20 protein-coding genes are annotated in these 25980 nt (G+C 71.5%); 8 read left to right on the forward strand and 12 right to left on the reverse strand.

Going from position 1 to position 25980, the window contains the following annotated elements; translation table 11 throughout:
* Nucleotides 1-19 precede the first annotated feature (19 nt).
* Together AC067A_RS12960 and AC067A_RS12965 are read right to left on the reverse strand one after the other, a co-directional pair.
* Entirely contained in the window at nucleotides 20-1327 is a 1308-nt protein-coding gene (locus AC067A_RS12960) for a M18 family aminopeptidase (protein ID WP_478618523.1), read from the reverse strand.
* Nucleotides 1328-1506: 179 nt separating this feature from the next.
* A complete protein-coding gene (locus AC067A_RS12965; RefSeq protein ID WP_478618526.1) occupies nucleotides 1507-3336 on the reverse strand; it encodes an acyl-CoA dehydrogenase in 1830 nt (609 codons plus the stop codon).
* A gap of 188 nt (nucleotides 3337-3524) precedes the next feature.
* Between AC067A_RS12965 and AC067A_RS12970 the strand changes: the two genes are divergently transcribed.
* From AC067A_RS12970 to AC067A_RS12980, 3 genes are all read left to right on the forward strand, one after another.
* Nucleotides 3525-4028, forward strand: a complete 504-nt coding sequence (locus AC067A_RS12970) for an SseB family protein (RefSeq protein WP_017240309.1) — start codon at nucleotides 3525-3527, stop codon at nucleotides 4026-4028.
* 127 nt (nucleotides 4029-4155) lie between these two features.
* Nucleotides 4156-5118, forward strand: coding sequence for a pirin family protein (locus AC067A_RS12975; protein WP_478618530.1), 963 nt, complete (start codon nucleotides 4156-4158; stop codon nucleotides 5116-5118).
* Between the two features lie 185 nt (nucleotides 5119-5303).
* The gene (locus AC067A_RS12980; protein WP_478618533.1) at nucleotides 5304-6401 is read left to right on the forward strand and encodes an AI-2E family transporter; all 1098 of its coding nucleotides are present in this window, start codon (nucleotides 5304-5306) and stop codon (nucleotides 6399-6401) included.
* Between the two features lie 88 nt (nucleotides 6402-6489).
* Here the strand turns inward: AC067A_RS12980 and AC067A_RS12985 are convergent, their stop codons facing one another.
* Together AC067A_RS12985 and AC067A_RS12990 are read right to left on the reverse strand one after the other, a co-directional pair.
* The gene (locus tag AC067A_RS12985) at nucleotides 6490-7308 is read right to left on the reverse strand and encodes an oxygen-binding di-iron domain-containing protein (RefSeq protein ID WP_478618535.1); all 819 of its coding nucleotides are present in this window, start codon (nucleotides 7306-7308) and stop codon (nucleotides 6490-6492) included.
* Between the two features lie 218 nt (nucleotides 7309-7526).
* The gene (locus AC067A_RS12990; RefSeq protein ID WP_478618538.1) at nucleotides 7527-9647 is read right to left on the reverse strand and encodes an ATP-binding SpoIIE family protein phosphatase; all 2121 of its coding nucleotides are present in this window, start codon (nucleotides 9645-9647) and stop codon (nucleotides 7527-7529) included.
* Between the two features lie 171 nt (nucleotides 9648-9818).
* Between AC067A_RS12990 and aspS the strand changes: the two genes are divergently transcribed.
* Nucleotides 9819-11627, forward strand: a complete 1809-nt coding sequence (aspS, locus tag AC067A_RS12995; RefSeq protein WP_478618541.1) for an aspartate--tRNA ligase — start codon at nucleotides 9819-9821, stop codon at nucleotides 11625-11627.
* Between the two features lie 69 nt (nucleotides 11628-11696).
* On the opposite strand, the gene AC067A_RS13000 is transcribed toward aspS, so the two are convergent.
* The 4 genes from AC067A_RS13000 to AC067A_RS13015 form a co-directional block, all read right to left on the reverse strand.
* Nucleotides 11697-12212, reverse strand: a complete 516-nt coding sequence (locus AC067A_RS13000; protein WP_478618544.1) for a hypothetical protein — start codon at nucleotides 12210-12212, stop codon at nucleotides 11697-11699.
* A gap of 440 nt (nucleotides 12213-12652) precedes the next feature.
* Complete coding sequence (locus AC067A_RS13005) at nucleotides 12653-13060, reverse strand: hypothetical protein (protein WP_478618547.1); 408 nt, start codon at nucleotides 13058-13060, stop codon at nucleotides 12653-12655.
* 245 nt (nucleotides 13061-13305) lie between these two features.
* Nucleotides 13306-13653, reverse strand: coding sequence for a hypothetical protein (locus AC067A_RS13010; protein WP_478618550.1), 348 nt, complete (start codon nucleotides 13651-13653; stop codon nucleotides 13306-13308).
* 216 nt (nucleotides 13654-13869) lie between these two features.
* Nucleotides 13870-14349, reverse strand: coding sequence for an ATP-binding protein (locus AC067A_RS13015; RefSeq protein WP_478618553.1), 480 nt, complete (start codon nucleotides 14347-14349; stop codon nucleotides 13870-13872).
* Between the two features lie 155 nt (nucleotides 14350-14504).
* Here AC067A_RS13015 and AC067A_RS13020 point away from each other — a divergent pair, with 155 nt between their 5' ends.
* The 3 genes from AC067A_RS13020 to AC067A_RS13030 all read left to right on the forward strand — a co-directional run bounded on the left by AC067A_RS13020 (nucleotide 14505) and on the right by AC067A_RS13030 (nucleotide 16234).
* Nucleotides 14505-15347 (forward strand): helix-turn-helix domain-containing protein, encoded by an 843-nt coding sequence (locus AC067A_RS13020; protein ID WP_478618556.1) that lies wholly within the window; start codon nucleotides 14505-14507, stop codon nucleotides 15345-15347.
* On the forward strand, nucleotides 15344-15553 hold the full coding sequence (locus AC067A_RS13025; RefSeq protein ID WP_478618559.1) for a DUF397 domain-containing protein: 210 nt from the start codon (nucleotides 15344-15346) through the stop codon (nucleotides 15551-15553). The genes AC067A_RS13020 and AC067A_RS13025 overlap by 4 nt, the downstream gene beginning before the upstream one ends.
* A gap of 339 nt (nucleotides 15554-15892) precedes the next feature.
* On the forward strand, nucleotides 15893-16234 hold the full coding sequence (locus AC067A_RS13030; protein WP_478618562.1) for a DoxX family protein: 342 nt from the start codon (nucleotides 15893-15895) through the stop codon (nucleotides 16232-16234).
* Nucleotides 16235-17396: 1162 nt separating this feature from the next.
* Here the strand turns inward: AC067A_RS13030 and metG are convergent.
* Nucleotides 17397-19004: a methionine--tRNA ligase gene (gene metG, locus AC067A_RS13035; protein ID WP_478618565.1), complete on the reverse strand. Its 1608-nt coding sequence runs from the start codon at nucleotides 19002-19004 to the stop codon at nucleotides 17397-17399.
* 127 nt (nucleotides 19005-19131) lie between these two features.
* Nucleotides 19132-20895 (reverse strand): VWA domain-containing protein, encoded by a 1764-nt coding sequence (locus AC067A_RS13040; RefSeq protein ID WP_478618568.1) that lies wholly within the window; start codon nucleotides 20893-20895, stop codon nucleotides 19132-19134.
* Nucleotides 20896-21156: 261 nt separating this feature from the next.
* On the opposite strand from AC067A_RS13040, the gene AC067A_RS13045 reads away from it, so the two are divergent.
* Entirely contained in the window at nucleotides 21157-23208 is a 2052-nt protein-coding gene (locus tag AC067A_RS13045) for a PhoX family protein (protein WP_478618571.1), read from the forward strand.
* 153 nt (nucleotides 23209-23361) lie between these two features.
* Here AC067A_RS13045 and AC067A_RS13050 read toward each other — a convergent pair whose 3' ends face one another.
* Both AC067A_RS13050 and AC067A_RS13055 read right to left on the reverse strand, forming a co-directional pair.
* Nucleotides 23362-24363, reverse strand: coding sequence for a hypothetical protein (locus tag AC067A_RS13050; RefSeq protein ID WP_478618574.1), 1002 nt, complete (start codon nucleotides 24361-24363; stop codon nucleotides 23362-23364).
* A 39-nt stretch (nucleotides 24364-24402) separates the two neighbouring features.
* Nucleotides 24403-25881, reverse strand: coding sequence for an APC family permease (locus AC067A_RS13055; protein WP_478618577.1), 1479 nt, complete (start codon nucleotides 25879-25881; stop codon nucleotides 24403-24405).
* Between the last annotated feature and the right edge of the window lie 99 nt (nucleotides 25882-25980).

Here is a 25980-nt window from a genome sequence, read left to right on the forward strand (position 1 = left end):
GTCGCCGTCGTACCGGGGGTCAGCCCTCCAGGAAGGCGACCAGGGCGTTCGCGAGGAGGTACGGGTCCTCGGCGCCGCAGAGCTCACGGGCGCTGTGCATCGACAGGCAGGCGATGCCGATGTCGAAGGTCGTGATGCCGTGGCGGGCGGCCGTGATCGGGCCGATCGTCGTGCCGCAGGGCATGTCGTTGTTGGAGACGAAGGACTGCCACGGCACGCCGGCCTTCTCGCAGGCCGCGGCGAACGCCGCCCGGCCCACGCCGTCGGTCGCGTAGCGCTGGTTGACGTTGACCTTGAGGATCGGACCGCCGTTGGGGCGCGGGTGGTGCGTCGGGTCGTGGCGCTCCGCGTAGTTGGGGTGGACGGCGTGGCCGACGTCGGAGGAGAGGCAGATCGAGCCGGCGAGCGAGCGGGCACGGTCCTCGTAGCCGCCGCCGCGGGCGTAGACCGAGCGCTCCAGGACGTTGCCGAGCAGCGGGCCCTGGGCGCCGGTGTCGGCCTCGGAGCCGTTCTCCTCGTGGTCGAAGGCGGCGAGGACCGGGATGTACGGCAGGTCCCCGCGGCCCGCCACGGCGACGAGCGCGGCGACGCCCGCGTGCACCGAGACCAGGTTGTCCATGCGCGGGCCGGCGAGGAGTTCGCGGTCGCGGCCCAGGTAGGCGGGCGCCTCGATGGCGCTGACCATCAGGTCCCAGCCGGTCACGTCCTCGGCGTCGACGCCCGCCTCCTCGGCGACGAAGGCGATCAGGTCGCCCTCGTGGACGGGGCCCAGGCCCCAGATCGGCTGCATGTGGCGCTGGCGCTCCAGCTTCATGCCGTCGTTGACCCCGCGGTCCAGGTGGACGGCGAGCTGCGGGACGCGCAGCAGCGGCCGGTCGATGTTCACCAGCGTCCGGGAGCCGTCGCGGAGGGTCAGCCGGCCGGCCAGGCCGAGGTCGCGGTCGAGCCAGCTGTTGAGCAGCGGGCCGCCGTAGATCTCCACGGCGACCTGCCGCCAGCCCTGCGTGCCCATGTCGGGCCGCGGCTTCACGCGCAGGTTCGGCGAGTCGGTGTGCGCGCCGACGATCCGGTACGGGGTGTGCGGGGCGGCGCCCTCCGGCACGAACCAGGCGATGATCGCGCCACCGCGGACCACGTACTTCCCGCCCGTCGTCCCGTCCCACGCCGCGGTCTCCTCGACACGGCGGAAGCCGGCCTTCTCCAGCCGCTCCGCGGCGGTCTCCACCGCGTGGTACGGCGTCGGCGAGGCCGTCAGGAAGGCCATCAGGTCGTCGGTGTGACCGCGGTCGAAGGGGCCGGCGGTGGGACGGGAGGCTGCGCTGCTCATGGGGTCACCTTACGGCCGGACCGGAATACGGATACGGGGCCCCGCAAGAGGAACGGGCGCCGGGGGAGGGGGGCCGGACCCCGACGGAGCGCCCCGGAGGCGAACCGGACCCCGGAAAGGAGGTACGGCCCGCCCCCCTCCCCGGGGACGGGCCGTACCGGCAGGACGAGAGGCGTCGGTCAGAACGCGGCCTCGTCCAGGTCCATCACCGAGCCGTCGACGGCCTCGGCGAGCGCGCGCTCGGCGCCGACGCCCGGCAGGACGTTGGCGGCGAAGAACTTCGCGGCCGCGATCTTGCCCTGGTAGAAGGGGACGTCCTTGCCGGTGGCGCCGGCGGCCAGCTTCTCGGCGGCGACGGCCGCGCCCTTGAGGAGCAGGTAGCCGACGACGACGTCGCCGGAGGCGAGCAGCAGGCGGGTGGTGTTCAGGCCGACCTTGTAGATGTTCCTGACGTCCTCGCCGGTCGCGGTGAGGTCGGTGATCATCGTGCCGACGATGGCCTCCAGGTCGACGGCCGCCTTGGCGAGCGCGTCGCGGGCGACGGCCAGGTCCTCGCCGCCGGTGCCGACCGCGAGGAACTTCTTGATCTCCTCGGACAGCGCGTTCAGGGAGGCGCCCTGGTCGCGGACGATCTTCCGGAAGAAGAAGTCCTGGCCCTGGATGGCGGTGGTGCCCTCGTAGAGGGTGTCGATCTTGGCGTCCCGGATGTACTGCTCGATCGGGTACTCCTGCAGGAAGCCGGAGCCGCCGAAGGTCTGGAGCGACTGCGCGAGCTGCTCGTAGCCCTTCTCGGAGCCGTAGCCCTTCACGATCGGGAGCAGCAGGTCGTTCAGGCCGTGCAGCGCCTTGGCGTCCTCGCCGGCCGCCTCCTTGATCGCGATCTCGTCCTGCACGGAGGCCGTGTAGAGGACGAGGGAGCGCATGCCCTCGGCGTACGCCTTCTGCGTCATCAGCGAGCGGCGGACGTCGGGGTGGTGCGTGATGGTGACCTTGGGCGCGGCCTTGTCCATGAAGTTGGCCAGGTCGGTGCCCTGGACGCGCTCCTTGGCGTACTCCAGGGCGTTGAGGTAGCCCGTGGAGAGGGTGGAGATCGCCTTCGTGCCGACCATCATGCGGGCGAACTCGATGATGAGGAACATCTGGCGGATGCCGTCGTGCTTGTCGCCGATGAGCCAGCCCTTGGCGGGGTGCCGGTCGCCGAAGGTCATCTCGCACGTGTTGGAGGCCTTGAGGCCCATCTTGTGCTCGACGTTGGTGGCGTAGACGCCGTTGCGCTCGCCCAGCTCGCCGGTCTCCCAGTCGAACTCGTACTTGGGGACGAGGAAGAGGGAGAGGCCCTTGGTGCCGGGGCCGGCGCCCTCGGGGCGGGCGAGGACGTAGTGGAGGATGTTCTCCTCCATGTCGTGCTCACCGGAGGTGATGAAGCGCTTCACGCCCTCGATGTGCCAGGAGCCGTCCTCCTGCTGCACGGCCTTGGTGCGGCCGGCGCCGACGTCGGAGCCGGCGTCGGGCTCGGTGAGGACCATGGTGGAGCCCCAGCGCTTCTCGACCGCGATCTGCGCGATCTTCTTCTGCGCCTCGTTGCCCTCGTTGTAGAGGACGCCGGCGAACGCCGGGCCGGAGGAGTACATCCAGACGGCCGGGTTCGAGCCGAGCAGCAGCTCCGCGTAGGCCCAGACGAGAGAGCGCGGGGAGACGGTGCCGCCGATGCCCTCGGGGATGCCGAGGCGCCAGTACTCGGAGTCCATGAAGGCCTTGTAGGACTTCTTGAACGAGGCCGGCACGGGGGCGGTGTTGGTCTCCGGGTCGAAGACCGGCGGGTTGCGGTCGGCGTCCGCGAAGGACTCCGCGAGCTCGTTCTCGGCGAGACGGCGGATCTCGTCGAGGATGCTCTTCGCGGTCTCGACGTCCATCTCCTCGAACGGACCGGTGCCGTACACCTTGTCGCGGCCGAGCACCTCGAAGAGGTTGAACTCGATGTCGCGGAGATTCGACTTGTAGTGCCCCATGGCGACGGCTCCGTAAGGCTCGGGGAGGCAGGTTCCTCGTACACGTACCAGCGAGTAGCAACACGCTCTCTCCGATGATGCTACCCACCGGTAATAAGAAGCAACCCCTATCCGGCCATCTGTGACGTCCGCGACGTCGATCCGGCCCATCGGGCGGCGGCGGCGGCCCGGCTCGATAGGCTGGGCCCATGTACGGCTATGAGCAGAATCCGGGTGCCCAGCAGCAGTACGCGCCGCCCCCGCAGGGGCAGTACGCGCCGCAGGGCGGCATGCAGGCCGGCATGCCGGGCGGCGGGTACGGGCAGCAGCAGGCGCCGCTCTATCCGGAGCCGTCGCCGCCGTCGCTCGCGGACGCCGTGCGGGCCTTCACGACCGGCACGCTCGCGCCGGAGGACTTCCAGCAGATCTTCGCCACGTCGAAGGTCTACTGCCCGCGCGGCGACAACCCCGGCTTCCTGGCCCTGCACAACACCCAGCAGCCGGTCATCCCGATGTTCACCTCGCTCAAGGAGCTGCGGCGGTACGCGGGCAAGGAGTCGAAGTACTTCGTGATCACCGGCGCCGAGGTGATCGACCTGCTGCCGACCGGCTACGGCTTCGTCCTCGACATGGAGGGCGACCACCGGATGGTCTTCGACGCGAAGGCCGTGGAGCAGATGGTCGACTTCGCCATGCGGCGGATGTACGGCTGACCGAGGCTTCGAGGCAGGTCGGGAGCGCCCGGGAGGAATTCCTTCCGGGCGTTCCGCGTTCCGGGTGGCAAGAAGTTCAGTGTTCAACTAAAGTGGACGTACAAGGTCGCACCTAGGAGGTCCGGTCATGCCCGCAGTGACTGTCGAGAACCCGCTCACCCTGCCGCGCGTCGTCGCCCCGGCCGACGCCGTCGCCCGCCCCGTGCTCGCCGTCACCACGGCCCCGCAGGGGTTCGAGGGCGAGGGCTTCCCGGTCCGCCGGGCCTTCGCCGGAATCAACTACCGGTACCTCGACCCGTTCATCATGATGGACCAGATGGGCGAGGTGGAGTACGCCCCCGGCGAGCCCAAGGGCACGCCCTGGCACCCCCACCGCGGCTTCGAGACCGTCACCTACATCATCGACGGCACCTTCGACCACCAGGACTCCAACGGCGGCGGCGGCACCATCACCAACGGCGACACCCAGTGGATGACCGCCGGCCAGGGCCTCCTCCACATCGAGGCCCCGCCGGAGTCCCTCGTCGTCAGCGGCGGCCTCTTCCACGGCCTCCAGCTCTGGGTGAACCTCCCCGCCGCCGACAAGATGATGGCCCCCCGCTACCAGGACATCCGCGGCCGCCAGGTCCAGCTGCTCACCTCCCCCGACGGCGGCGCGCTGCTCCGGGTCATCGCCGGCGAGCTCGACGGCCACGAGGGCCCCGGCGTCACCCACACCCCGATCACGATGATCCACGCCACCCTCCGCCCCGGCGCCGAGATCAGCCTGCCGTGGCGCGAGGACTTCAACGGCCTCGCCTACGTCCTCGCCGGCCGCGGCACCGTAGGCGCCGACCGGCGGCCCGTCCACATGGGCCAGACCGCCGTCTTCGGCAACGGCGGAGCCCTCACCGTCCGCGCCGACGAGAAGCAGGACGGCCACACCCCCGACCTCGAGGTCGTCCTCCTCGGCGGACAGCCCATCCGCGAACCCATGGCCCACTACGGCCCGTTCGTCATGAACACCCAGGACGAACTCCGCCAGGCCTTCGAGGACTTCCAGGCCGGCCGCCTCGGCACCATCCCCGCGGTCCACGGGATGGGCGAGTAACAGGACACACGCACCGGGCGGCCCGCGTACGGGCGGCCCGGTGCGGCGGTGCGGCGGTGCGGTGGGTGCCTGGCGGCCGGGCGCGCGCCGGGCGATCGGGTCAGGGCGCCCCGGTGCTGACGGGGCGACACCCGTACGGCCGTCAGCGCGCGCAGACACACCGACGCGCGTGGTCCGGTGGACGGGTGCAGACGACCAGAGCGCCGCTCCTCCCCGAACCCGCCCGTCGCTTCGCCGCCTGGTGTGTCGTCCTGCTGCTCGGTGCCGGGGTCGCCGCCCTCGGCGTCTGGCTCTGCGTCTTCTTCGAGACGGTGGTCACCCCGGTCCTCCTCGCGATCCTCGGCAGCGCCCTCCTCGGGCCCCTCTACCGGCGCCTGCTGGGAATGAAGGTCCGCAAGTCGCCGGCCGCCGCGCTCACCGTCGTCGCCGTCCTCGCGGTCGTCGGCGGAGCCACGTACATCGTCGTCGCCGCGCTCATCGAGACCGGCGACCAGATCGTCGCCTCGCTCCGGCAGGCCGCCACCGACATCGCCGAGCACCTCGGCCCGGCCGGGACCTCGCTCGACGACCTCGCCGCGAACGCCGAGGGCCTCCTCGAGGAGTTCGGCGGGACCGCCGCGTCCGGCGTGCTCACGGGCCTCAGCGTCGTCGGCGGGATGCTCGCCACCGCCACCCTCGCCCTGGTCCTGATCTTCTTCTTCCTGCGGGACTCGGACCGGGCCGCCGGCGCCCTGCGCTCCCTCGCTCCCCGCGCCACCGGCGACCTCGTCGAGGCCATGGCCCGCCGTGCCTTCGAGGCCGTCGAGGGCTTCATGCGCGGGACGACGTTCGTCGCCCTCGTCGACGCCGTCCTCATCGGTCTCGGGCTGGTCGTCCTCGACGTGCCCGGCGCGGTCGGGCTCGCCGCGCTCGTCTTCGTCACCGCCTACATCCCGTACCTCGGCGCCTTCCTCTCCGGCGCGGTCGCCGTCCTCGTCGCGCTCGCCGACCGCGGGTTCGCCATCGCGCTGTGGACGCTCGGCGTCGTCCTGGCCGTCCAGATGATCGAGGGCTACGTCCTCCAGCCGATGGTGCAGAGCCGGACCGTCCGGATGCACCCGGCCGCCGTGATGCTGGCCATCACGGCGGGGGCGTCCGTCGCGGGCATCCTGGGCATGCTGCTCGCCGTACCGCTGACGGCGGCGGTGACGGGAGTCCTCGGCGAGCTGCGGACCCGGTACGGAGCCCCACCGCCGCCGAAGCCGGACGCCGGGCAGCCATCCGGCGGGCTCGGCGGGGCTTGAGCACGGCCGGGATCCGCCCGTCGCCGTCTCGCAGGAGGGCGCCCCTCCGGGTGCCGCCCCCCGCGGTCGCCCGGCACGCCCGGAGCACTCAGGTCGCCGCCGGCAGTCCGCCCGGCTCGAAGGACGCGAGCATCTGTTCGAGGGCCGCCTGGTCGGGACCGATGAACGGGTCCGCGTCCGGGGCCATCGAGATCGTCTCGGCCATCGAGGCCGTCATCCGTACCGCCGGCGGCAGATGCGTGGACAGCACGATCTCGGGCGCCATGTCCCGTAGGGGGTCGATCGTCGCCCGGAACCTGTCCGGATCGACCACGTGCACCCACGGGCTGTCCAAGGTGGCCCACAGGAGCTGCGCCTGCCGCAGCTCCTCCGGCTTGAGGTCGTTCGCGTGCCCGCTCTCCGCCAGCTCGGCGGTCGGCATCGGCCCGCCGAAGCAGTCCGAGGAGAAGCAGATCCTGGTCTTGTCGTCGTAGAAGCCGACCGTGGCGGGGTTGTCGAAGAGCGGCGGCCGGAACGCGTGCAGCATGCGGTCGCCGACGTCGAGGGACTGACCGGGGTTGAGGAAGTACAACCGGTCCATCGGCAGCGCGCGTTCCGTCGTCATGATCCCGGCGCCGATGAAGGTGGTGACGACCTTCGCCCGGGGCGCGGCCACGAGCAGGTCGAAGATGCCGCCGGTGTGGTCGCGGTCGGGGTGGGTGAGCCAGATCCAGAGGACGTCGGCGGGGTCGATGACCGAGCCGAGCGTGTTGACGAAGTTCCGGTCGGCTATCGAGAGCCCGGTGTCGACGACGACGGGTTCGGTGGCGGTGAGGACGTACGCGTTGACGGGGATGTGCCCGATCCCGGGTATTTCGAGGCTGTCGGCCAGGACGGTGGTGTCGCTGCCGACCTTGTGGGTGTCCATGGCAAGCTCCGTGGTCCCCCCGGCGGCCGTACCCATCCAGTCTGCGACGCGGTCACGGGGCGCGCGCGGCGAACGCCGGCCCGCGGGCCGGCGGGGAGCCCCCCGCCCGTGGGAGGCCCGGTGGGGCCGGGGGTCTCGCGGGGTAGGCCCGGTGGGGCCGGGTCTCGCGCGGGGGAGGCCCTGTGTGGCGGGGCCTCGCGCGAGGGAGGCCCGGAGGCCTATCCGCAGCAGCCGTCGTCCGTCGGGGGCTCGTTCAGTTCGAACCAGATGGCCTTGCCCTCGCCGCGCGGGTCGACGCCCCACGCGTGCGCCAGCATCTCCATGAGGACCAGGCCGCGACCGCTGGACGCCATCTCGCCGGGGTGGCGCTTGTGCGGCAGTTCGTCGCTGGTGTCGGAGACCTCGACCCGCAGCCGGCGGGACTTCTCGGTGCAGGCGACCTCGGCGACCAGGAGCGCGTCGCCGTCGGTGTGGACGAGGACGTTGGTGACCATCTCGGAGACCATCAGGACCGCCGAGTCGAGCTGGTCCTCGTCCGCCCAGTCGTGCAGCAGCTGCCGCAGCTGCTCGCGCGCCTCGGCGATCCGCTCCGGCTCCGCCTGCGCGATCGTCATCAGGGTGCGGCGCGGGGCCTCCACCACCGGGCCGGCGGGCCGGCGGGACAGCAGCAGCACCGCGATGTCGTCCTCGCGGCGGTCGGCGAGCGGGCCCGTCGTGTGGTGCGAGCCGGGCCCGTGGACGGCCTCCACGAGGGTGTCGGCGAGGTGCTCCAGGTCCTCGCCGTCATGGGACTCCAGCAGCGCCCTGACCCGCTCCCAGCCCGAGTCCAGGTCGTGGCCGCCGGTCTCCAGGAGCCCGTCGGTGCAGATCATCAGGGTCTCGCCGGGGTCCAGGGTGAGCCGGGTCGTGGGGTAGTCGGTGTCGGGGTCGATGCCGAGGGGCAGCCCGCCGGCCGTCGGCCTCAGCAGGACCGTTCCGTCGTTCATCCGTACCGCCGGATCCGGATGCCCCGCCCGCGCGATGTCGACCGTCCCCGTCTCCAGGTCGACCTCCAGATACAGACAGGTCGCGAACCGCGGCCCCCCGTTGTCCGCCCCGTCGTCCCCGTCCGTGATCCCGTACAGGAAGCGCGAGGCCCGCGACAGGACCGCGTCCGGCCGGTGCCCCTCGGAGGCGTACGCGCGCAGGGCGATCCGCAGCTGCCCCATCAGGCCCGCCGCCCGCACGTCGTGTCCCTGCACGTCGCCGATGACCAGCGCGATCCGCCCCGCGCCGCGCCCGCCCGTGCGTGAGGTGCCGCCGGGCAGCCGGATCATGTCGTACCAGTCGCCGCCGACCTGGAGCCCGCCGCCGGTCGGCACGTACCGCGCGGCCACCCGGATGCCCGGGATCCCCGGCCCCAGGACCGGCATCATCGTCCGCTGGAGACCGAGCGACAGCTCCCGCTCCGACTCCGCCACGCCCGCGCGTGCGAGGGCCTGCGCCAGCATCCGCGCCACCGTCGTCAGCACCGACCGCTCGTCGGGCGTGAACGCCACCGGATGCTTGAAGGCCGCCATCCACGCGCCCATCGTGCGCCCGGCCACCACCAGCGGCACGAACGCCCAGGAACGGCGCCCGAAACGCTGCGCCAGCGGCCACGTCACGGGGAAGCGGCGCAGGTACTCGTCCGGCGTCGGCAGATAGATCGCCCGCCCCGTCCGTACGACCTCCGCCGCCGGATAGTCCGTGCCCAGCGACATCGACGTGAACGGGCCCTCGTCGCCCTCGCCGTGCCCGTGGTGACCGATCACCGTCAGCCGGTCGCCCGCCACGCCGAAGACCGCGAGCCCGTCCGGCGAGAAACCCGGCATCGACAGCGAGGCCGCCACCCGCAGCACCTCGGCCGTCGACCGCGCCTCGGCCAGAGCCCGGCCCGCGTCGAGCAGGAACGCCTCCCGCGACCGGCGCCAGTCACCCGTGATGGGCGTCCGCGCGGCGGTGCCCGGCAACTGCTCGGCGACCTCCTGGAGCGTGCCGACCAGCTGGTAGTCGTTCCCCTCGATCAGCGGCTTCGACCTGCTCCGTACCGTACGGATCACCCGGCCGTGCTCGTCCATGATCCGCAGCCGCGCCTCGGCGAGCGTGCCCTCCGCGACCGCGAGGTTCACCACCCCGTCGATCTCGTTCCAGTCGACCGGATGAAAACGCGAGCGCACGGCCGCCTCGGTGAGCCGCACCGGCGCCGCGGGCAGCCCGAGCAGCCGGGCGGCCTCACCGTCGAGCGAGACGATCCCGGACGCGTTGTCCCAGCGCCACAGGCCCGTCGCGATCGCGGCCAGGACGTCCTCGGTGCGCATTGCCCCACTTTATGAATATCGGACACCAGGTCGCCACCGAGAGTATTCGAAAAGCGATCTTGGGCCGGCCGGTACTCTGGGTGCGTCTGCCCTCGTGTCCTGTGACATCCGTGACAGGGGCCACAGGGCGGTCGCCCCTCACCCGAGATCCCGAAGACTGGATGAACGACGATGCATCGGTACAGGTCCCACACCTGCGGCGAGCTCCGCGCCTCTGACGTCGGCACCGACGTCCGGCTGAGCGGCTGGCTGCACAATCGGCGCGACCTGGGCGGCATCCTCTTCATCGATCTGCGCGACCACTACGGCATCACGCAGCTCGTCGCCCGCCCCGGCACCGCCGCCGCCGAGGTCCTCGACAAGCTCACCAAGGAGACCGTCGTCCGCGTGGACGGCAAGGTCGTCTCCCGCGGCGCCGACAACGTCAACCCCGAGCTGGCGACCGGCGAGATCGAGATCGAGGCCGCCGAGGTCGAGGTCCTGGGCGCCGCCAAGCAGATCCCCTTCACCATCAACGCCGACGACGGTGTCAACGAGGAGCGGCGCCTGGAGTACCGCTTCCTCGACCTGCGCCGCGAGCGCATGCACCGCAACATCATGCTGCGCTCCGCCGTCATCGCCTCCATCCGCTCCAAGATGGTGGCCCTCGGCTTCAACGAGATGGCGACCCCGATCCTCGCCGCGACCTCCCCCGAGGGCGCCCGCGACTTCGTCGTCCCCTCCCGCCTGAACCCGGGCAAGTTCTACGCGCTCCCGCAGGCGCCGCAGCAGTTCAAGCAGCTGCTCATGATCTCCGGCTTCGACCGGTACTTCCAGATCGCGCCCTGCTTCCGCGACGAGGACGCCCGCGCCGACCGCTCGCCGGGCGAGTTCTACCAGCTCGACGTCGAGATGTCGTTCGTCGAGCAGGAGGACGTCTTCCAGCCCATCGAGAAGCTCATGACCGAGCTCTTCGAGGAGTTCGGCGGCGGCCGCCACGTCACCTCGCCGTTCCCGCGGATCCCGTTCCGCGAGTCGATGCTCAAGTACGGCAACGACAAGCCCGACCTGCGCACCGACCTCGAACTCGTCGACATCACCGACGTCTTCGAGAACTCCGAGTTCAAGGCCTTCGCCGGCAAGCACGTCCGCGCCCTGGCCGTCCCGAACACCGGCGACCAGCCCCGCAAGTTCTTCGACGCCCTGGGCGACTTCGCCGTCTCCCTCGGCGCCAAGGGCCTCGCCTGGGTCCGCGTCGGCGACGGGGGCGCCCTCACCGGCCCCATCGCCAAGTTCCTCACCGAGGAGAACGTCAAGGTCCTCACCGAGCGCCTCGGCCTCGCCGCGGGCCACGCCGTCTTCTTCGGCGCCGGCGAGTTCGACGAGGTCTCCAAGATCATGGGCCCCGTCCGGGTCGAGGCCGCCAAGCGCGCCGGCCAGTTCGAGGAGAACGTCTTCCGCTTCGCCTGGATCGTCGACTTCCCGATGTACGAGCGGGACGAGGAGACCGGCAAGATCGACTTCTCGCACAACCCGTTCTCCATGCCGCAGGGCGGCCTGGAGGCCCTGGAGACCCAGGACCCGCTGGACGTCCTCGGCTGGCAGTACGACATCGTCTGCAACGGCATCGAGCTCTCCTCCGGCGCCATCCGGAACCACGAGCCCGAGATCATGTTCAAGGCGTTCGAGATCGCCGGCTACTCCAAGGAGACCGTCGAGCACGAGTTCGCCGGCATGCTCCGCGCCTTCGAGTACGGCGCCCCGCCGCACGGCGGCATCGCCCCCGGCGTCGACCGCATCGTCATGCTCCTCGCCGACGAGCCCAACATCCGCGAGACCATCGCCTTCCCGCTCAACGGCAACGCCCAGGACCTTCTCATGGGCGCCCCCACCGAGCTCGACGAGTCCCGCCTGCGCGAGCTGAACATCCAGCTCCGCAAGCCGGTCGAGAAGAAGACCACCGACATCACGGACGCGGTCCACCCGGACGCCGCGCGGTAGTGACTCTTTGATGGCCGAAGGGCCCGGAATCCACTCGGATTTCCGGGCCCTTCCGCTTTCCGCCAGGCGTCAGCCCGCCCGGTACGGCGCCCACAGGTCGAGACCCCACACGTCGCCGTCGCCGACCCGGTGACCGCGCTCCTCGTCCTCGTCGTCCACGACGAGCACGGAGACGTTCGAGGACGCCGCCCGGTACTGGAGGAATCCGCCCTGGTCGGTGACCTTCAGCTCCGGGACGTCCCCCGTACGGGAGAGCTCGGCGCGCACCTCCTCCCACGACGTGTACCGGGCGAACTCCACGCCCGTGCTCCGTGCCCAGGTCCGCGCCAGGTCGTCGTCCGACGCGAGACGGTGCAACTGGACCGACGCGGTGGCCATGACCCACTCCTTCTCCGGCTCCGGGTTGAAGGCGAACTCGACGAGTCCGTAGTCCCGCCGCAGCCACTCCCCCTCCTCACCGACGACGTCGACGAAGGGATGACGCAACGCCCGGTCGACCTCGTCGAGCGTCGAGCCGATACGGAGGCCGTACAGCTCTCCGGTGGTGATGAAAGGGACGAGGAATTCGACGCCGTTCAAAGCCATTTCTCCAGTTTGTCGATCACGCCGCCGCGGCGCGAAAGCGCTCCAGTGAGGCGGCGAGGTCTTGGGCTGCGCCGCTTTCGGCCGGGAGTCGGGAGAGGAGTTCCCGTTGCAGTCCACGGCCGGCCGAAGGACGGCCTCGGCCGACTCGGAGGGACGGCAGGTCCCCACGAACGAGGCGGCCTTCCGCCCCCCGGCGACGAGGGGCCGGATCGCGTCCAGCAACAGCGGCACCGACAGGTGGGATCATCATCTCTTGGTCGGGAAAACGTCGTGCCGATCCCGCAGACCCGACCTCCCCGTCGCAGGTGATGTCCCCGAGGTCGAAGGCGCCGGCCTCACCCTGTCCCGGCGCACGCTCGGCGTCATCCGGATCATGGCGTGTGGCTCTTTCCTGCACGGAGAGGGAGGCGGTGCGACCTCCACCTCGAAACCGCTCTGCCTTACCGAAGGTGTGGGACGACGATCCAGTAGTCGTATTCCTCTTCGGTCACGGCGCATACGGTCCTGCCGTCTCCTGACATGGCGACGAAGTCGAGTCCCTCGCTCTCCCGTGCGAGCCGGGAGGCCAGCTCGACGGTCGGGTTCCACTTCACCGCAGCCCAGCCGAAGCCGGACGAGCCGGATCCGGAAATGCTGAGGAGAAAGGAACCGTCCTCACTGAACAGCCCCGCCTGCGTCGCTTGCGCGTGCCACTGCCGGTCGACCTCCTGGTGGGCTTCCGGGTGGCTCAGGGGGACCTTGGCAACGGGCTGCACCTCCCAGTCGGAAACGCTGCGCATCGCCTCGCGAACGGACGGGACGTTCTCGGGAGCCGGACCCTCGTGCACCGTCAGACCGGTGGCGGCCATGCGGTGCAGCCAGGCTTCCCTCGTCGGCCCAGTCATGAGCGCCCCGTTCGTTTCTCGTGGAGCAGCGGTACTTCGTCCCCGTTGTCCTTCACCTGGGCATGCTGCCATGCGCATGTTCGCAGCAGCAGCGAATGCTTGTCCGATTCCGTGGCTGTCGCGCAGCTCCCGCAGCGACCCGGTTTCGGGCGTGCCCCCGCTCGCCCCCGGGGGCCCGTACGACCTGGCCGGTTAGGAGACCGGGCGGGTCACGACCCGCCCGGCCGGGTGCTCTCCTTGCCGCTGCACAGGTAGCCGTGGGCCTCCAGCTCGCGCAGGGCGGCGGAGATCCTGGTCGTGTCTTCCGGGAACCGGCGGGCGAGCGACCTGATGTCCACGGGGGATCCGGCCGGCAGCGACTGGATGTGGGTCGCGAGGCCGATCGCGGTGAGTGAGAGCGCCTCGTGCTGTGCGAGGTGATGGTCGATGACCGTGAACTGAGAGGAGTGAGGGGTGTTGTCGTGCACCACTCCGGCGGAAGTCCCCCGGGAAGGGCGGTTCTCGGCTTCGTCACGGGACGGGGCGGGCGCCTGGGCACCAGGGTTCTGGTTATCCATTGGGGAAGCGCTTCTTCCTCGGTGGTCAGGCCCTCGCGCTGGGACGGCCGTCCCGGCGAGGGCCGAGGCATGTCTGCGTTCGGCTCTGTTGGGCAGAGCGTAGATCAGACAACCCACCCAGAAGCCGGCCGAGTTGGCGTTTTTCACTCGTGTGAGTGAGAGCCCGCTTCCGGGAGGGAAAGGGTGGGGCTTGGTGGGGTTCCTTTCTCTCCGGGGTTACTTGGGGAGACCGACCGCCACAGCGGTGACCAGGGGCTTGGACCCCGGTGGGCCGGTGACGTCGAACTCGGCCCACACGGTCTTCTGCGGTACGGGGCCGAGCCCCACGCCCCAGCGGTCCGCGAGCGCCTTCACCAGAAGCATTCCGCGACCGCCCTCGTCGTCCGGGGACGTCGTACGGAGTCGGGGAAGGGCCTCCGCCCGGGTGTCCGTCACCTCGATCCGGAGCTTCTCCGGCGAAGTCAGCAGTGCGAGGCGGAAGTTCCGGCCGCCGACCCGGCCGTGCGTCGCCGCGTTCGCCGCCAGCTCGGCCACGACCTGGGGGGCCGCCTCGGTCACGCCGTACGGCAACTCACTGTCCCGGAGCCACTCCACGGCGAGGAGGCGGGCGAGGCGGGCACCGCGCGGAGTGGGTGACAGGAGGACGCTGAAGTGGCCTGTCGAGGCCGGTACTCGGGTGGTGTTCTTCTGAGTCATGTCACTGAGCGTGGCCGGGTCTCTCTACCGTCGGCAGTGACTCCACCGGTACGTAGGGCGACTGTCCGGAGCTTGTCCACCGCTGTCCGGACTGTCCGAGCCCCTGTGACGGGTAGGGGCGTCGCGGCCGAACAGGACAGACGGAGAGGTGCGCCATGTCGGTGGAGGAACCCGGCTGGGAGGTCGACCCGGACGACGACTGGGGCGTCGCCGTCATCGCCACCGTGGGGCGGCAGTTGAGACTGCGGCGGGAGGCGGTGGGCATGCGGGCCGCCGACTTCGCCGTCGCGGTCGGCTACGGCGAGGACATGGTCTACAAGATCGAGGGCGGGAAACGGATTCCCCGCCCCGAGTTCCTGGACAGGTCGGACGCGGTGCTGGAGGCGAACGGGCTGATCTCGGCCATGAAGGAGGACGTGGCCAAGGTCCGGTACCCGAAGAAGCTGAGGGACCTCGCGAAGGCGGAGGCCCGGGCGGTCGAGATGCAGCTGTACGACCCGCTCAACGTCCACGGCCTGCTGCAGACGCCCGAGTACGCGCGCGGGCTGCTCCTCATGCGACGTCCCGCCTACGCCCAGGACGAGGTGGAGCGGTACATGGCGGCGCGCGTGGCCCGCAAGGTGGTGTTCGAGCGCGACCCCGCGCCGGAGCTGAGCTTCGTCCTGGAGGAGTGGACGCTCCGCCGTCCGCTGGGCGGGCGGGAGGTGCTGCGGCGCCAGCTGGAGCACCTGCTGGAGATCGCCGAGTCGCGCCAGGTGGAGTTGCAGGTGATGCCGATGGAACGTGAGGAGCATGCAGGAGTGGACGGAGGCATCGAGGTGCTGAAGTTCGAGGACGGCTCGGCGGTCGGGCGGTCGCCGGCGGTGGCCAACGGAAGGCCCGTGACCGACCTCCGGCAGCTCCGTATCCTGGAACTGCGCTATGGCATCATCCGGACTCAGGCCCTTACGCCCCGTGAGTCCGCCGACGTCATCCAGGGACTGCTAGGAGCGACATGACGCACAGCACCTCCGCCGGGGAAGCCTCTGACCTGGTGTGGTTCAAGAGCAGCTTCAGCAGCGGCAGCGAAGGCGACTCCTGCGTCGAGGTCGCCACCACCCCCCTCACCGTCCACGTCCGGGATTCCAAGGACGTCGGTGGTCCGCAGCTGGCCCTCGGCGTGGGTGCCTGGTCCGGGTTCGTCGCGTTCGCGACCGGCCGCTGACCTTCCTCGGGTCCGCCCACGGCACGGCACAGGTTCTGCGCGCGTCCCTGACCGGGCGGGTGCCGAGCCGCTGATCGACAGGGCCGTGGGCGAGGCCACGGTCCACTCCCGGCCGGACGGGGAACGGTACGGGACGGTCGCGGCCGTGCCCTTCGGCAAGACGGTCACGCTGCCGGATCCGGTGGGGACGGAGCTCGACACGGAGCCGCTGAGGAACCGGGTCGGCCGATGTTCCCGCGCGGGCGGTCACACTTCCCGGTCCCGCTCCGTCAGTGGGGTGTCCGGCTCGGTCGAGTCGGACACGGGAAGGCCGAAGGAGCCGTTGAGATGGTCGCCGAGATGTCCACCACCGCAGTCGTCGTCACCGCTGTCGCCGCTTTCATGGCCGGGTTCTCGGGGGCGTCGATCTTCTTCAGGGCGAAGTTCGTGGTCGAGCCGCTCGCGGAGTACGGGGTGCCGCGGGCGTGGTGGAACTGGCTGGGTGCCGCCAAGGCGGCCGGGGCGGTCGGACTGGTCGTGGGGATCTGGGTGCCGGTGATCGGGACGCTGGCCGCGATCGGGCTGATCCTGTACTTCGCGGGTGCCGTGATCACCGTGGTGCGAGCCCGCTCCTACGGCCACGTGCCCTTCCCGCTGGTCTACATGGCGCCGGCCGTCGCCGCCCTGGCGCTCACCTGGTGAGGAAGCGGGTGACGGGGGCGGTCGGCCAGGACTGACGACCCGTCATGGCATCGCCCGATGACCATGGAACGATCATCCCGACCGCGCCGGCGCTCCCGCACGATCAGTGCGGTGGTGTCGGCGCTCGGCCTGCTGGGACTCATGACGACGGCGGCTCAGCCGGCCGCCGCCGCGACCCCCTTCGCCGCCATCGACGCCTCGAAGCTGAAGCTCACCGCGGGGGACTTCAGCGGGCGGGCGGCCGCCATCAGCGCCCTGGAGACGTCGGGACGGGTCACCGGCTTCACGACGCAGCCCGCTCTCGCGCCGGTGCTCGACGGAACCGGAGTCCCCGGCAGGTCCGGCCTGTGTCACACGAGCAACCTCGATCCCGCGTACAGCCCCGAGGGCTTCTGCTGGAACGCGGCGGACGACACCTCCAGCGAGTGGACGCCCCAGGGGATCACCGGCTCCCACGACGCCCAGCCGGGTGGCACCTGGTCCGGCCGGTCCGTCCGGATCGCCTCGTGGCACAACGCGAACAACACCCAGGCGCGCATCACCGTCGTGGACACCACCGATCCCGCCGCGGCCCTCGGCGCCCCGTGCAGCGACACGGACCCCACCACCCCCTGCATGACGTCGCTCAGCCTGGACCGCACCGGCACCGACGGCCTCATCGTGTCCGAGATCGGAGCCCAGGGCGGCCGCCCCCTCGTCCGCTGGCCGCTCAACGCCACCACCGCGCTGCTGCAGACGGACGCCGCCGACGACACCACCGGCACGGTGGCGGCGGCCGCCGCCTACCGGGTGCCCATCTGGAAGGTCCAGGGCGCCGCGACCGACGGCACCTTCTACTACTTCAGCGGCGAGTGCCCCGCCACCGCCGGAACGACGAACAGCGACGCCCCGTACTGCGTCCACCGCGCGAAGCCCGGCGAAGCCCCGCGTGTCCTCACCCAGGCCCCGCCCCTCACCCAGAACCTCTCCTGGTCCCCCTCCGCCGGCCGGCTCTGGGGCCTGAACGAGCGGGCGAACCACGCCCCGGGCGCCCTCGGCAAGCGCGTGGTGTTCTCCCTCGACCCGCCCGCCTGGCCCCGCGCGCGCCGACAGGTACGGCGAAGGCCGCCGCTCCCTGCAAAAGGGGGCGGCGGCCTCTCGTACGTTCACGCCGTGGCCGGCGTCAGTCCTTCTTCGGCTCCTCCAGGCGGGGGAAGAGCACCGCGCCCTTCGTCACCGTGGCGCCGGGCGCCAGCTGACCCCAGGTCCCGGAGGACTGGACGGGCTGGGCGGCCAGGGTGCCCAGGGAGGCCTCGGCGCCGAGGGAGTCCCACAGGGCCTGGGAGGTCTCCGGCATGATCGGGTTGAGGAGGACGGCGACGGCGCGGAGGGACTCGGCGGCCGTGTAGAGGATGGTCGCCAGGCGGGCCCGACCCTCCTCCGACTCGTCCTTCGCGACCTTCCACGGCTCCTGCTCCGTGATGTAGCCGTTGACCTGCTTCACGAAGTCGAAGATCGCCAGGATGCCGCCCTGGAAGTCCAGCTCCTCGCCGATCTTGGCGTCGGCCGTCGCGACGGCCTTGGCCAGACCCTCGTGGACCGCCTTCTCCGCGTCGCCGTCGGCCGTCGCGGCCGGCAGCTCCCCGCCGTAGTACTTGCCGACCATCGCCGCCACGCGCGAGGCGAGGTTGCCGTAGTCGTTGGCCAGCTCGGACGTGTAGCGGGCGGAGAAGTCCTCCCACGAGAACGAGCCGTCCTGGCCGAACGCGATCGCCCGCAGGAAGTACCAGCGGTACGCGTCCACGCCGAAGTGCGAGGTCAGGTCCTGCGGCTTGATGCCGGTCAGGTTCGACTTCGACATCTTCTCGCCGCCGACCATCAGCCAGCCGTTGGCCGCGACCCGACCCGGCACCGGCAGACCCTGCGCCATCAGCATCGCGGGCCAGATCACCGCGTGGAAGCGCAGGATGTCCTTGCCGATGAGGTGCACGTTCGCCGGGAAGGTCTCGTCGAACTTCGCCGGGTTCTCGTTGTAGCCGACCGCCGTCGCGTAGTTCAGGAGCGCGTCGATCCACACGTAGATCACGTGCTTGTCGTCCCACGGCACCGGGACGCCCCAGTCGAACGTCGAACGCGAGATGGAGAGGTCCTCCAGGCCCTGCTTGACGAAGTTCACGACCTCGTTGCGGGCCGACTCCGGCTGGATGAAGCCCGGGTTCGCCTCGTAGAACTCCAGGAGCTTCGGGCCGTACGCGCTCAGCTTGAAGAAGTAGTTCTCCTCCTTGAGGATCTCCACCGGCTTCTTGTGGACGGCGCACAGCTTCGTGCCGTCCTCCGCCTCGATGAGATCGCCCGGGAGCTTGTACTCCTCACAGCCGACGCAGTACGGACCCTCGTACCCGCCCTTGTAGATCTCGTCCTTGTCGAACAGGTCCTGCACGAACTCCTGGACCCGGTCGGTGTGACGCTTCTGGGTGGTGCGGATGAAGTCGTCGTTCGCGATGTTCAGGTGCTCCCAGAGGGGCTTCCAGGCCTCCTCGACGAGCTTGTCGCACCACTCCTGGGGCGTGACCCCGTTCGCCTCGGCAGTGCGCATGATCTTCTGACCGTGCTCGTCCGTGCCGGTGAGGTACCACACCTTCTCGCCGCGCTGGCGGTGCCAGCGGGTGAGCACGTCGCCTGCGACGGTCGTGTAGGCGTGGCCCAGGTGAGGAGCGTCGTTGACGTAGTAGATGGGGGTCGTGACGTAGAACGCCTTCGAGCCCTGCTTCTCGGTTCCAGTGGCCGCCATGGCCGAAATCCTATCGGGCCGACGATGCTCCCCTCACATCGATAAACCCCCGGAGCCGACGCCAGGCGCGTCGTCCCCGGGGGTCACGGTGGTGGCGCCCCCCGGGTCACCACCACCCTCGTTCGCCCTACTGGAACCGCAGGCCCGAGAGCAGGCCCCGGTAGAAGGCGGCGTGCGGCGTCTCGACCGGCGTCGCGCCCGCGAAGTGCACGGCGGTACGGGGAGTGCCGTCCAGCTTCCGGAGGAAGTCGAAGGCCTTGTTGTCCTCCTCGCCCCACACCACGAACCGCCACTGCAGCGGGCGGTCCGCCGCCTCGGCCAGCGCCTGCGCGGCGGCCGCCTTCGACTCCGGCGCGCCGTCGGTCTGGAAGACCACCAGCGCGGGGCGGGTCGGGTCGCCCTTCCCGTGGTGGGCCAGGACCTCCTCCACGGCGCGGTGGTAGTTCGTACGGCCCAGGCGGCCGAGACCGGCGTTGACCTCCTCGACGCGCGTGGGCGTCAGGCCGGCGGGGTCCAGCTCGACGGTCCCGTCGATGTCCGTCGAGAAGAACACCGTCGTGACGGTGGCCTCCTCGTCCAGGTGCGCCGCCAGCGCGACGGTCTGCTCCGCCAGCCGCTGCACCGAGCCGTCCTTGAAGTACCCGCGCATCGACCCGGAACGGTCGACCACCAGGTACACCGCGGCCCGCGCCCCCGTCAGCCCCTCCTTCTTGAGCACCGTCCCCGCGGCCTTGTACGCCTCCGCCAGCTGCGGCGCCGCGGCCTTCACCTTGGCCGGCCCCACGGCCGGCCCCTGCGCCACGCCACCCTCGTCCTCGGCCGCGACCCCCGCGTCCGGCTCCGCCGGGGCCTCGCCCGCGTCAGCGGCGGCCGCCTCCGGCTCCACGACCTCCGGCTCCGCCGCCGCGACCTCGTCCGCGTCAGCGGTGGCCGCCGCCGGGGCAGCGTCCTCCGTCACGACGTCCGCGTCCGTCGCCTCGGCAGCCTCGGCAGCCTCGGCGGCGTCAGCGGTGTCGGCGTCAGCGGTGGCCGTCGCCCCGGCGGCGTCGGTGGTGTCAGCGGCCTCGGTGTCAGCCGTGGCCGTCACCTCGGTGGCGTTCTCGGCCTCCGCCGTAACGTCCTCGGCCGCAGCCTCGGCCGGGCTCGTGGCGTCAGCGGCCGCCTCCGGCTCGGCGGTGTCGGCGTCCGCCGTGGCCGTCGCCTCGGGGGCGTCCTCCGTGTCTGCCGCAGCTTCCTCGGCCTTGGCCGGGCTCTCGGCCTCCGCCGTAACGTCCTCGGCCTTGGCCTCGCTCTCGGCCTCCGCCGCGGTGTCCTCGGCCTCGGTCGGGCCCGTGGCGTCCTGGGACGCCTCCGCCCCGGCCGTACCGGCGTCAGCGACGGCCGCCGCCTGCGCGGCACCCTCAGCCCCAGCGTCCGCCTCGGCGTCAGCCGTGGCACCGGCCGCATCCGCCTCGGCCGCGCCAGTCGCTTCGGCCTCCGGCAGGGCCTCCGCCGCGGCAGCCAACTCCACGGCCTCCGCCGCTTCCGGCGACTCCACGGCCTCCGCCGCCTCCGAGGCGGTATCGGCCTCCGAAGGGGCGGCGGCCACCGCCGCGGGCTCGGCCTCCGCCGCAGGCGCGGTCTTCGCCTCGGCCTCGGCCTCGGCCTCTGCCTCTGCCTCTGCCTCGGCCTCCGCCTCCGCCTCCGGCGGGGTGGTGGCGGTGCGGGCCTTGGGGATCTGGGGATTGTCGAAGGCCTCGGCGACGAGTTCGTCGGCCTTGCGGCGGACGGCGTCTTCGGGGGTGCCGGGGGACGGGGAGGAGGTCTCACGCGTCTGGGCCGGGACGGAGGTTGCCGGGGAGTCCTCGCGGTCCCGGCCGAACACCTTGCGCAGCATGCTCCGAATACCCATGGGGGAACAACCCTTTCGCATGAGATGGGGTGCGGTGTGAATGTCCGTACTGGGCGTTTCGGGACGATCATCCCTGGCCAGGGCGGACACGTAAGGTTAGCGGCCACTCCCCGCCTCCTCGATGACCCGGTCGCGTGCGGTTGCCGGGCATTCATTCGGCGTTCATTCGGTGGCCGTCCCGGTGCAGAGGTGCACACATAGCGTCACGGCCGAAGGATTCCCGACAGCTTGTCGGCGCAGTGTGCGCCGGAGGAGGACGAAGTGCGCAAACTGCTGCCGCTGCTGAGCACGAACCCCCACGGAGGCGGACGTTCCGCCCTCACCTGCCGGTACCGGTGTGGGGACGCCTGCTTCCACGAGGTGCCGAACACCAGCGGCAACGAGTACGTCGGCGACGTCATAGCCGGGGTCTTGTCGCGTCGTTCGGCGCTGCGGGCGGCGGCGGCGGTGACGGTGGCGTGCGCGGCCGGCGGGGCGGTCGTGCTGGGGAACGCGCCGACGGCGGAGGCGACGCCGCAGGGGCGGGGGAAGCCGGGGGGCACGGACGGCGCGAAGGGGCTCAGGTTCGCGCCGGTCGCGCCGAACACCGCCGACCAGGTGACGGTGCCGGCGGGCTACGCGCAGAACGTGGTGATCCGCTGGGGCGAGCCGATCCTGCGGGGGGCGCCGGCGTTCGACTCGGAGCGGCAGACGGCGAAGGCGCAGGCGGGGCAGTTCGGGTACAACAACGACTTCCTGTCGCTGCTGCCGCTGCGCGGGGAGCACGGCCGGCAGGTGCTGGTGGCGAACCACGAGTACACGGACGAGGTGCTGATGTTCCGCGGCTACGACGCCGCGAACCCGACGCGCGAGCAGGTGGAGATCGCGTGGGCGGCGCACGGCCTGTCGGTCGTGGTGGTCCAGGAGGAGCACCGCACCGGGAAGCTCACGCCGGTGACCCGGCACCACCTGAACCGGCGGCTGCACACGACGAGCGAGTTCGAGGTGACGGGGCCCGCGGCCGGCAGCGACCTGCTGAGGACGTCGGCGGACCCGGAGGGCCGTACGGTCCTGGGCACGCTGAACAACTGCGCGGGCGGCACCACGCCGTGGGGGACGACGCTGCACGGCGAGGAGAACTTCAACCAGTACTTCGCCAACGGAAGCTCCGCCACCGACAAGCGGTACGGCGTCGGCACGGGTGCCACCGAGCGGAAGTGGGAGCGGTTCGACAAGCGGTTCGACCTCAAGCAGGAGCCGAACGAGGTGCACCGCTTCGGCTGGGTCGTCGAGCTCGACCCGTACGACCCGGAGTCGACGCCCCGCAAGCGCACCGCGCTGGGCCGCTTCAAGCACGAGGCGGCGCAGCCCCGGCTGACCGAGGACGGCCGCCCGGTCGTCTACATGGGTGACGACGAGCGGTTCGACTACTTCTACAAGTTCGTGTCGAGCAGGCGGATGAAGAAGGGGAACTCGCGGGCGGCCCGGGAGCACAACCTGACGCTGCTCGACGAGGGCACGCTGTACGTCGCGAAGCTGACCGGCGACTCGCCGGCCGCCGAGATCGACGGCACCGGAAAGCTCCCGAACGACGGGGAGTTCGACGGGTCGGGCGTGTGGATCCCGCTGGCCACCGGTGACGTGTCGCACGTGCCGGGGATGACGGCCGAGGAGGTGTACGTCTTCACCCGGCTCGCCGGTGACAAGGTCGGCGCCACGAAGATGGACCGTCCCGAGGACGTCGAGCCGTCGCCGCGCAGTGGCCGGGTGTACGTGGCGCTCACGAACAACTCCAACCGCGGCAAGGCGGGTTACGCGCCGGCCGACGAGGCCAACCCGCGCAACTCCAACAAGCACGGGCAGGTCCTGGAGCTCGCCGAGCACTGGGACGACCCCGCGTCCGACGGGTTCGCGTGGCGGCTGTTCCTGGTCGCGGGCGACCCGAACGACCCGGCGACCTACTTCGCGGGCTTCCCGAAGGAGAAGGTCTCGCCGATCTCCTGCCCGGACAACGTGGCCTTCGACCCGCACGGCAACCTGTGGATCTCCACGGACGGCAACCAGCTCGGCTCGCACGACGGCCTGTTCGGCGTCGCCACGCGTGGTGAGCGGCGCGGTGAGCTGAAGCAGTTCCTGACGGTGCCGAGGGGTGCGGAGACCTGCGGTCCGATCATCCAGGACCGCCGGGTGCTGGTCGCGGTCCAGCACCCGGGCGAGATCGACGGCGCGTCCGTCGAGAGCCCGGCCTCGGTGTGGCCGGACGGGCCGGGGAGGATCGTCCGACCGTCGGTCGTCGCGGTCTGGCGGATGGACGGCCGCGACATCGGCGTCTGACCGGGGGACGGGGCCGGGGGCGGTGTGTCACGCCGCCCCCAGGCCCACGCCACCCTCAGGCCCACGCCACCCTCAGGCCCACGCCACCCTCAGGCCCACGCCACCCACAGGCTCACGCCGCCCCCAGGCCCACGCCAGCCCCAGCCCCAGGGCTCACGCCACCCCCAGACCCTCCCTGAACCGGACGAACTGGTTCTCGGGGTCGCCCGTGTAGGCCCAGGGGACCCAGGCGGCGCGGGGCCCGAGCATGCCGAGGACCTCGCGGGCGATCTCGACCTGGCCGGCGTAACAGGCGGCGTGGGCGAGGAAGTTGAGGTCGGCGACCTCCTCCGGGGCGACGGGGCGCTGCGGGTCGCGGCCGCCGATCCAGCGGGCGTGGGTGCGGCGGAGTTCGGTGACGGCGAGTTCGTGCTTCCAGTGCTGGTCGAAGCCGCGCACCGGGCCGCGGCCGAGGGCGCCGTCGGCGATGTAGCGGTACTCCTCGACGCGGGCGACCTGGACCAGGACGGGCAGGGGGGAGCCGGGCGGGGCGACGCCCGCCGCGTCGCGGGCGAAGTCGTACATGCTGCCGTGGGTACCGTGCCAGCGCGCGGACCAGTACCGCAGGACCTGGATGTGGCCCTCGGTGTTGTACGGGTCGCGGCGGCGCAACTCGTCGAACCAGTGGCGTAGTTCGCGGCGGGGCACACCGCCTTCGTAGAGGCGGGCCACGGAGAGCAGCGAGACCCACGGCATGGGGTCGGCGGGGGCGGCTTCGGCGGCGCCCCGGCAGGCGTCGACGGCGGCGTCGATGCGGCCCCGTTCGATGGTGGCGCCGCGGCCGGCCGCGATGGCCGCGTCGAAGACGCGTACGACCTCGGTCGCGGCGCGCAGGACGGCGGCGTCGGGGTTGCCGGGTTCGGCGGCGCGCCAGGTCTCGACGGTGGAGCTGCCGGCGGCGGCGTGGGAGAGGAGCCGCAGGCGGTGGGTGCGGCGGGCCCAGTCCGCGCCGGTCCCGGTGTCCGTGCCGGCGAGCAGGTTCCGTACGCCCTGCCAGCGGCCGATGACGATGTCGTGCCGGGCCTCGGTCAGTGCCCGGTCGCCGAAGTCCGGGTCGAAGTCGGGCGCGAAGCGCTCCGGTCGCGCCGGGCGCGCGGAGCGGCGGCGTACGGCCATCGGGGGCCTCCTTCGGGTTCGGCTGCCGGCGGGGCGGGGTCAGAAGTCGGTCGCGTAGCTCTTCTGGTGGTCGCCGGTGCGGGCGTGGGGGGTCGCGGGGCCGGAGTCCAGGGTGGCGGCGAGGGCGCGGGCGGCGTCCAGGCGGGCCGGGCGGTAGTAGTCGCTGCCCTTGCGCCAGTACACGACGAGCGGGACGACGCCGAGGAGCAGTCCGCCGAGGCCGATGGCGAGGGCGGTCGTGGAGAGCTCGCCGAGCGACTCGGCGAAGGCCCACAGCATGAACCCGGAGCCGAGCAGCGGCCACAGTCCGCCGAGGACGAGATTGCGTACGGAGCGCAGCAGGAGCGACTTGTAGGCGACGACGGCGGCGATGCCGGCGAGGCCGTAGTAGAAGGCGATCTGGAGGCCGATCGCGGCGACGGCGTCGCTGAGGATGCGCTGCACGGAGCCGGCGGCCGCGGCGGCGGCGAACATGACGAGGGCGGCGCCGCCGACGGTGACGATCGCGACCCACGGGGTGTTCCACCGGCGGTGCACGGTGCCGAGCGCGGCCGGCAGGGTCCGGTCGCGGCCCATCGCGAACAGCGAGCGGGTGACCTGGAGGAGGGTGGTCTCCAGGGTGGCGACGGTCGACAGGAGGACGGCCACGACGAGGAGTTTGCCGCCGACGCCGGGCCAGATCTCCTGCCCGAGGACGGCGAGGACGTTGGGTCCGGCGGTACGGATCTCCTCCGCGCTCAGCAGCACGTTGACGGCGACGGTGAAGGCCTCGAAGAGGACGAAGACGAACCCGACGCCGACGAGCGCGGCGAGCCCGGCGGTCCTGCGGCTGTCGCGGGTCTCCTCGCTGAGGTTGCTGGTGACGTCCCAGCCCCAGTAGTAGAACGCGGCGATCAGCGCGCCGGCGGCGAAGCCCTGGGGGCCGTCGAACCGGTCGAGGGCGAACCAGGACCAGTCGAAGGCGGTGGCGTGCCCCCGGTGGGCGACCGCGGCGAGCACGAAGGCCAGCAGGATCAGCATCTCGACGCCGGACATGACGAGTTGCGCGCGGACGGTGAGCCGGGCGCCGCCCAGGACGACGAGCAGCATCATCAGGAACCAGCCGGCGCCGACGGCGGCCGCGAGCGGGGTGTTCGTGGCGAGGTCCGGGTCGACGAGGGAGAGCGTGAGGGAGCCCGCGGGCAGTGATCCGGCGACCATGAACACGGTGGCGGCGAAGACCAGCGCCCAGCCGGAGAGGAAGCCGAGGAACGGATGGAGGGTGCGGCCCACCCAGGAGTAGCCGGCGCCGGCGTTCACGTCGATCCGGCCGAGGCGTGCGTAGGCGAGGACGATGCCGAGCATCGGTATCGCGCAGTAGAGCAGCGCGGCGGGTCCCGCGTAGCCGACGGCGCCGAAGAGGACGGCGGTGGTCGCGGCGAGCGAGTACGCCGGGGCACTGCCGGCGACGGCCATGACGATCGTGTCGAAGGTACCGAGGACGTTGGGCTGGAGCCCTCTGTTCGTGGTGGTGCGCATGGCGGGTCCTCGGGGCGAGGTGAGGTGACGTGAGGTGGGGTGGTGCCGGGGGTGGGCGGAGTGCGGACAGCCGGACAGGGCGAAGTGGGCCGCGTGCCG

This window comes from Streptomyces sp. NPDC043176, assembly GCF_056436715.1.

What these genes read in the sequence shown, in the direction of transcription:
- AC067A_RS12960 (WP_478618523.1), bottom strand. Translation starts at nt 1,327, where the DNA reads ATGAGCAGCGCAGCCTCCCGTCCCACCGCCGGCCCCTTCGACCGCGGT.
- AC067A_RS12965 (WP_478618526.1), bottom strand. Translation starts at nt 3,336, where the DNA reads ATGGGGCACTACAAGTCGAATCTCCGCGACATCGAGTTCAACCTCTTC.
- AC067A_RS12970 (WP_017240309.1), top strand. Translation starts at nt 3,525, where the DNA reads ATGTACGGCTATGAGCAGAATCCGGGTGCCCAGCAGCAGTACGCGCCG.
- AC067A_RS12975 (WP_478618530.1), top strand. Translation starts at nt 4,156, where the DNA reads ATGCCCGCAGTGACTGTCGAGAACCCGCTCACCCTGCCGCGCGTCGTC.
- AC067A_RS12985 (WP_478618535.1), bottom strand. Translation starts at nt 7,308, where the DNA reads ATGGACACCCACAAGGTCGGCAGCGACACCACCGTCCTGGCCGACAGC.
- AC067A_RS12990 (WP_478618538.1), bottom strand. Translation starts at nt 9,647, where the DNA reads ATGCGCACCGAGGACGTCCTGGCCGCGATCGCGACGGGCCTGTGGCGC.
- aspS (WP_478618541.1), top strand. Translation starts at nt 9,819, where the DNA reads ATGCATCGGTACAGGTCCCACACCTGCGGCGAGCTCCGCGCCTCTGAC.
- AC067A_RS13000 (WP_478618544.1), bottom strand. Translation starts at nt 12,212, where the DNA reads ATGGCTTTGAACGGCGTCGAATTCCTCGTCCCTTTCATCACCACCGGA.
- AC067A_RS13005 (WP_478618547.1), bottom strand. Translation starts at nt 13,060, where the DNA reads ATGGCCGCCACCGGTCTGACGGTGCACGAGGGTCCGGCTCCCGAGAAC.
- AC067A_RS13010 (WP_478618550.1), bottom strand. Translation starts at nt 13,653, where the DNA reads ATGGATAACCAGAACCCTGGTGCCCAGGCGCCCGCCCCGTCCCGTGAC.
- AC067A_RS13015 (WP_478618553.1), bottom strand. Translation starts at nt 14,349, where the DNA reads ATGACTCAGAAGAACACCACCCGAGTACCGGCCTCGACAGGCCACTTC.
- AC067A_RS13020 (WP_478618556.1), top strand. Translation starts at nt 14,505, where the DNA reads ATGTCGGTGGAGGAACCCGGCTGGGAGGTCGACCCGGACGACGACTGG.
- AC067A_RS13025 (WP_478618559.1), top strand. Translation starts at nt 15,344, where the DNA reads ATGACGCACAGCACCTCCGCCGGGGAAGCCTCTGACCTGGTGTGGTTC.
- AC067A_RS13030 (WP_478618562.1), top strand. Translation starts at nt 15,893, where the DNA reads ATGTCCACCACCGCAGTCGTCGTCACCGCTGTCGCCGCTTTCATGGCC.
- metG (WP_478618565.1), bottom strand. Translation starts at nt 19,004, where the DNA reads ATGGCGGCCACTGGAACCGAGAAGCAGGGCTCGAAGGCGTTCTACGTC.
- AC067A_RS13040 (WP_478618568.1), bottom strand. Translation starts at nt 20,895, where the DNA reads ATGGGTATTCGGAGCATGCTGCGCAAGGTGTTCGGCCGGGACCGCGAG.
- AC067A_RS13050 (WP_478618574.1), bottom strand. Translation starts at nt 24,363, where the DNA reads ATGGCCGTACGCCGCCGCTCCGCGCGCCCGGCGCGACCGGAGCGCTTC.
- AC067A_RS13055 (WP_478618577.1), bottom strand. Translation starts at nt 25,881, where the DNA reads ATGCGCACCACCACGAACAGAGGGCTCCAGCCCAACGTCCTCGGTACC.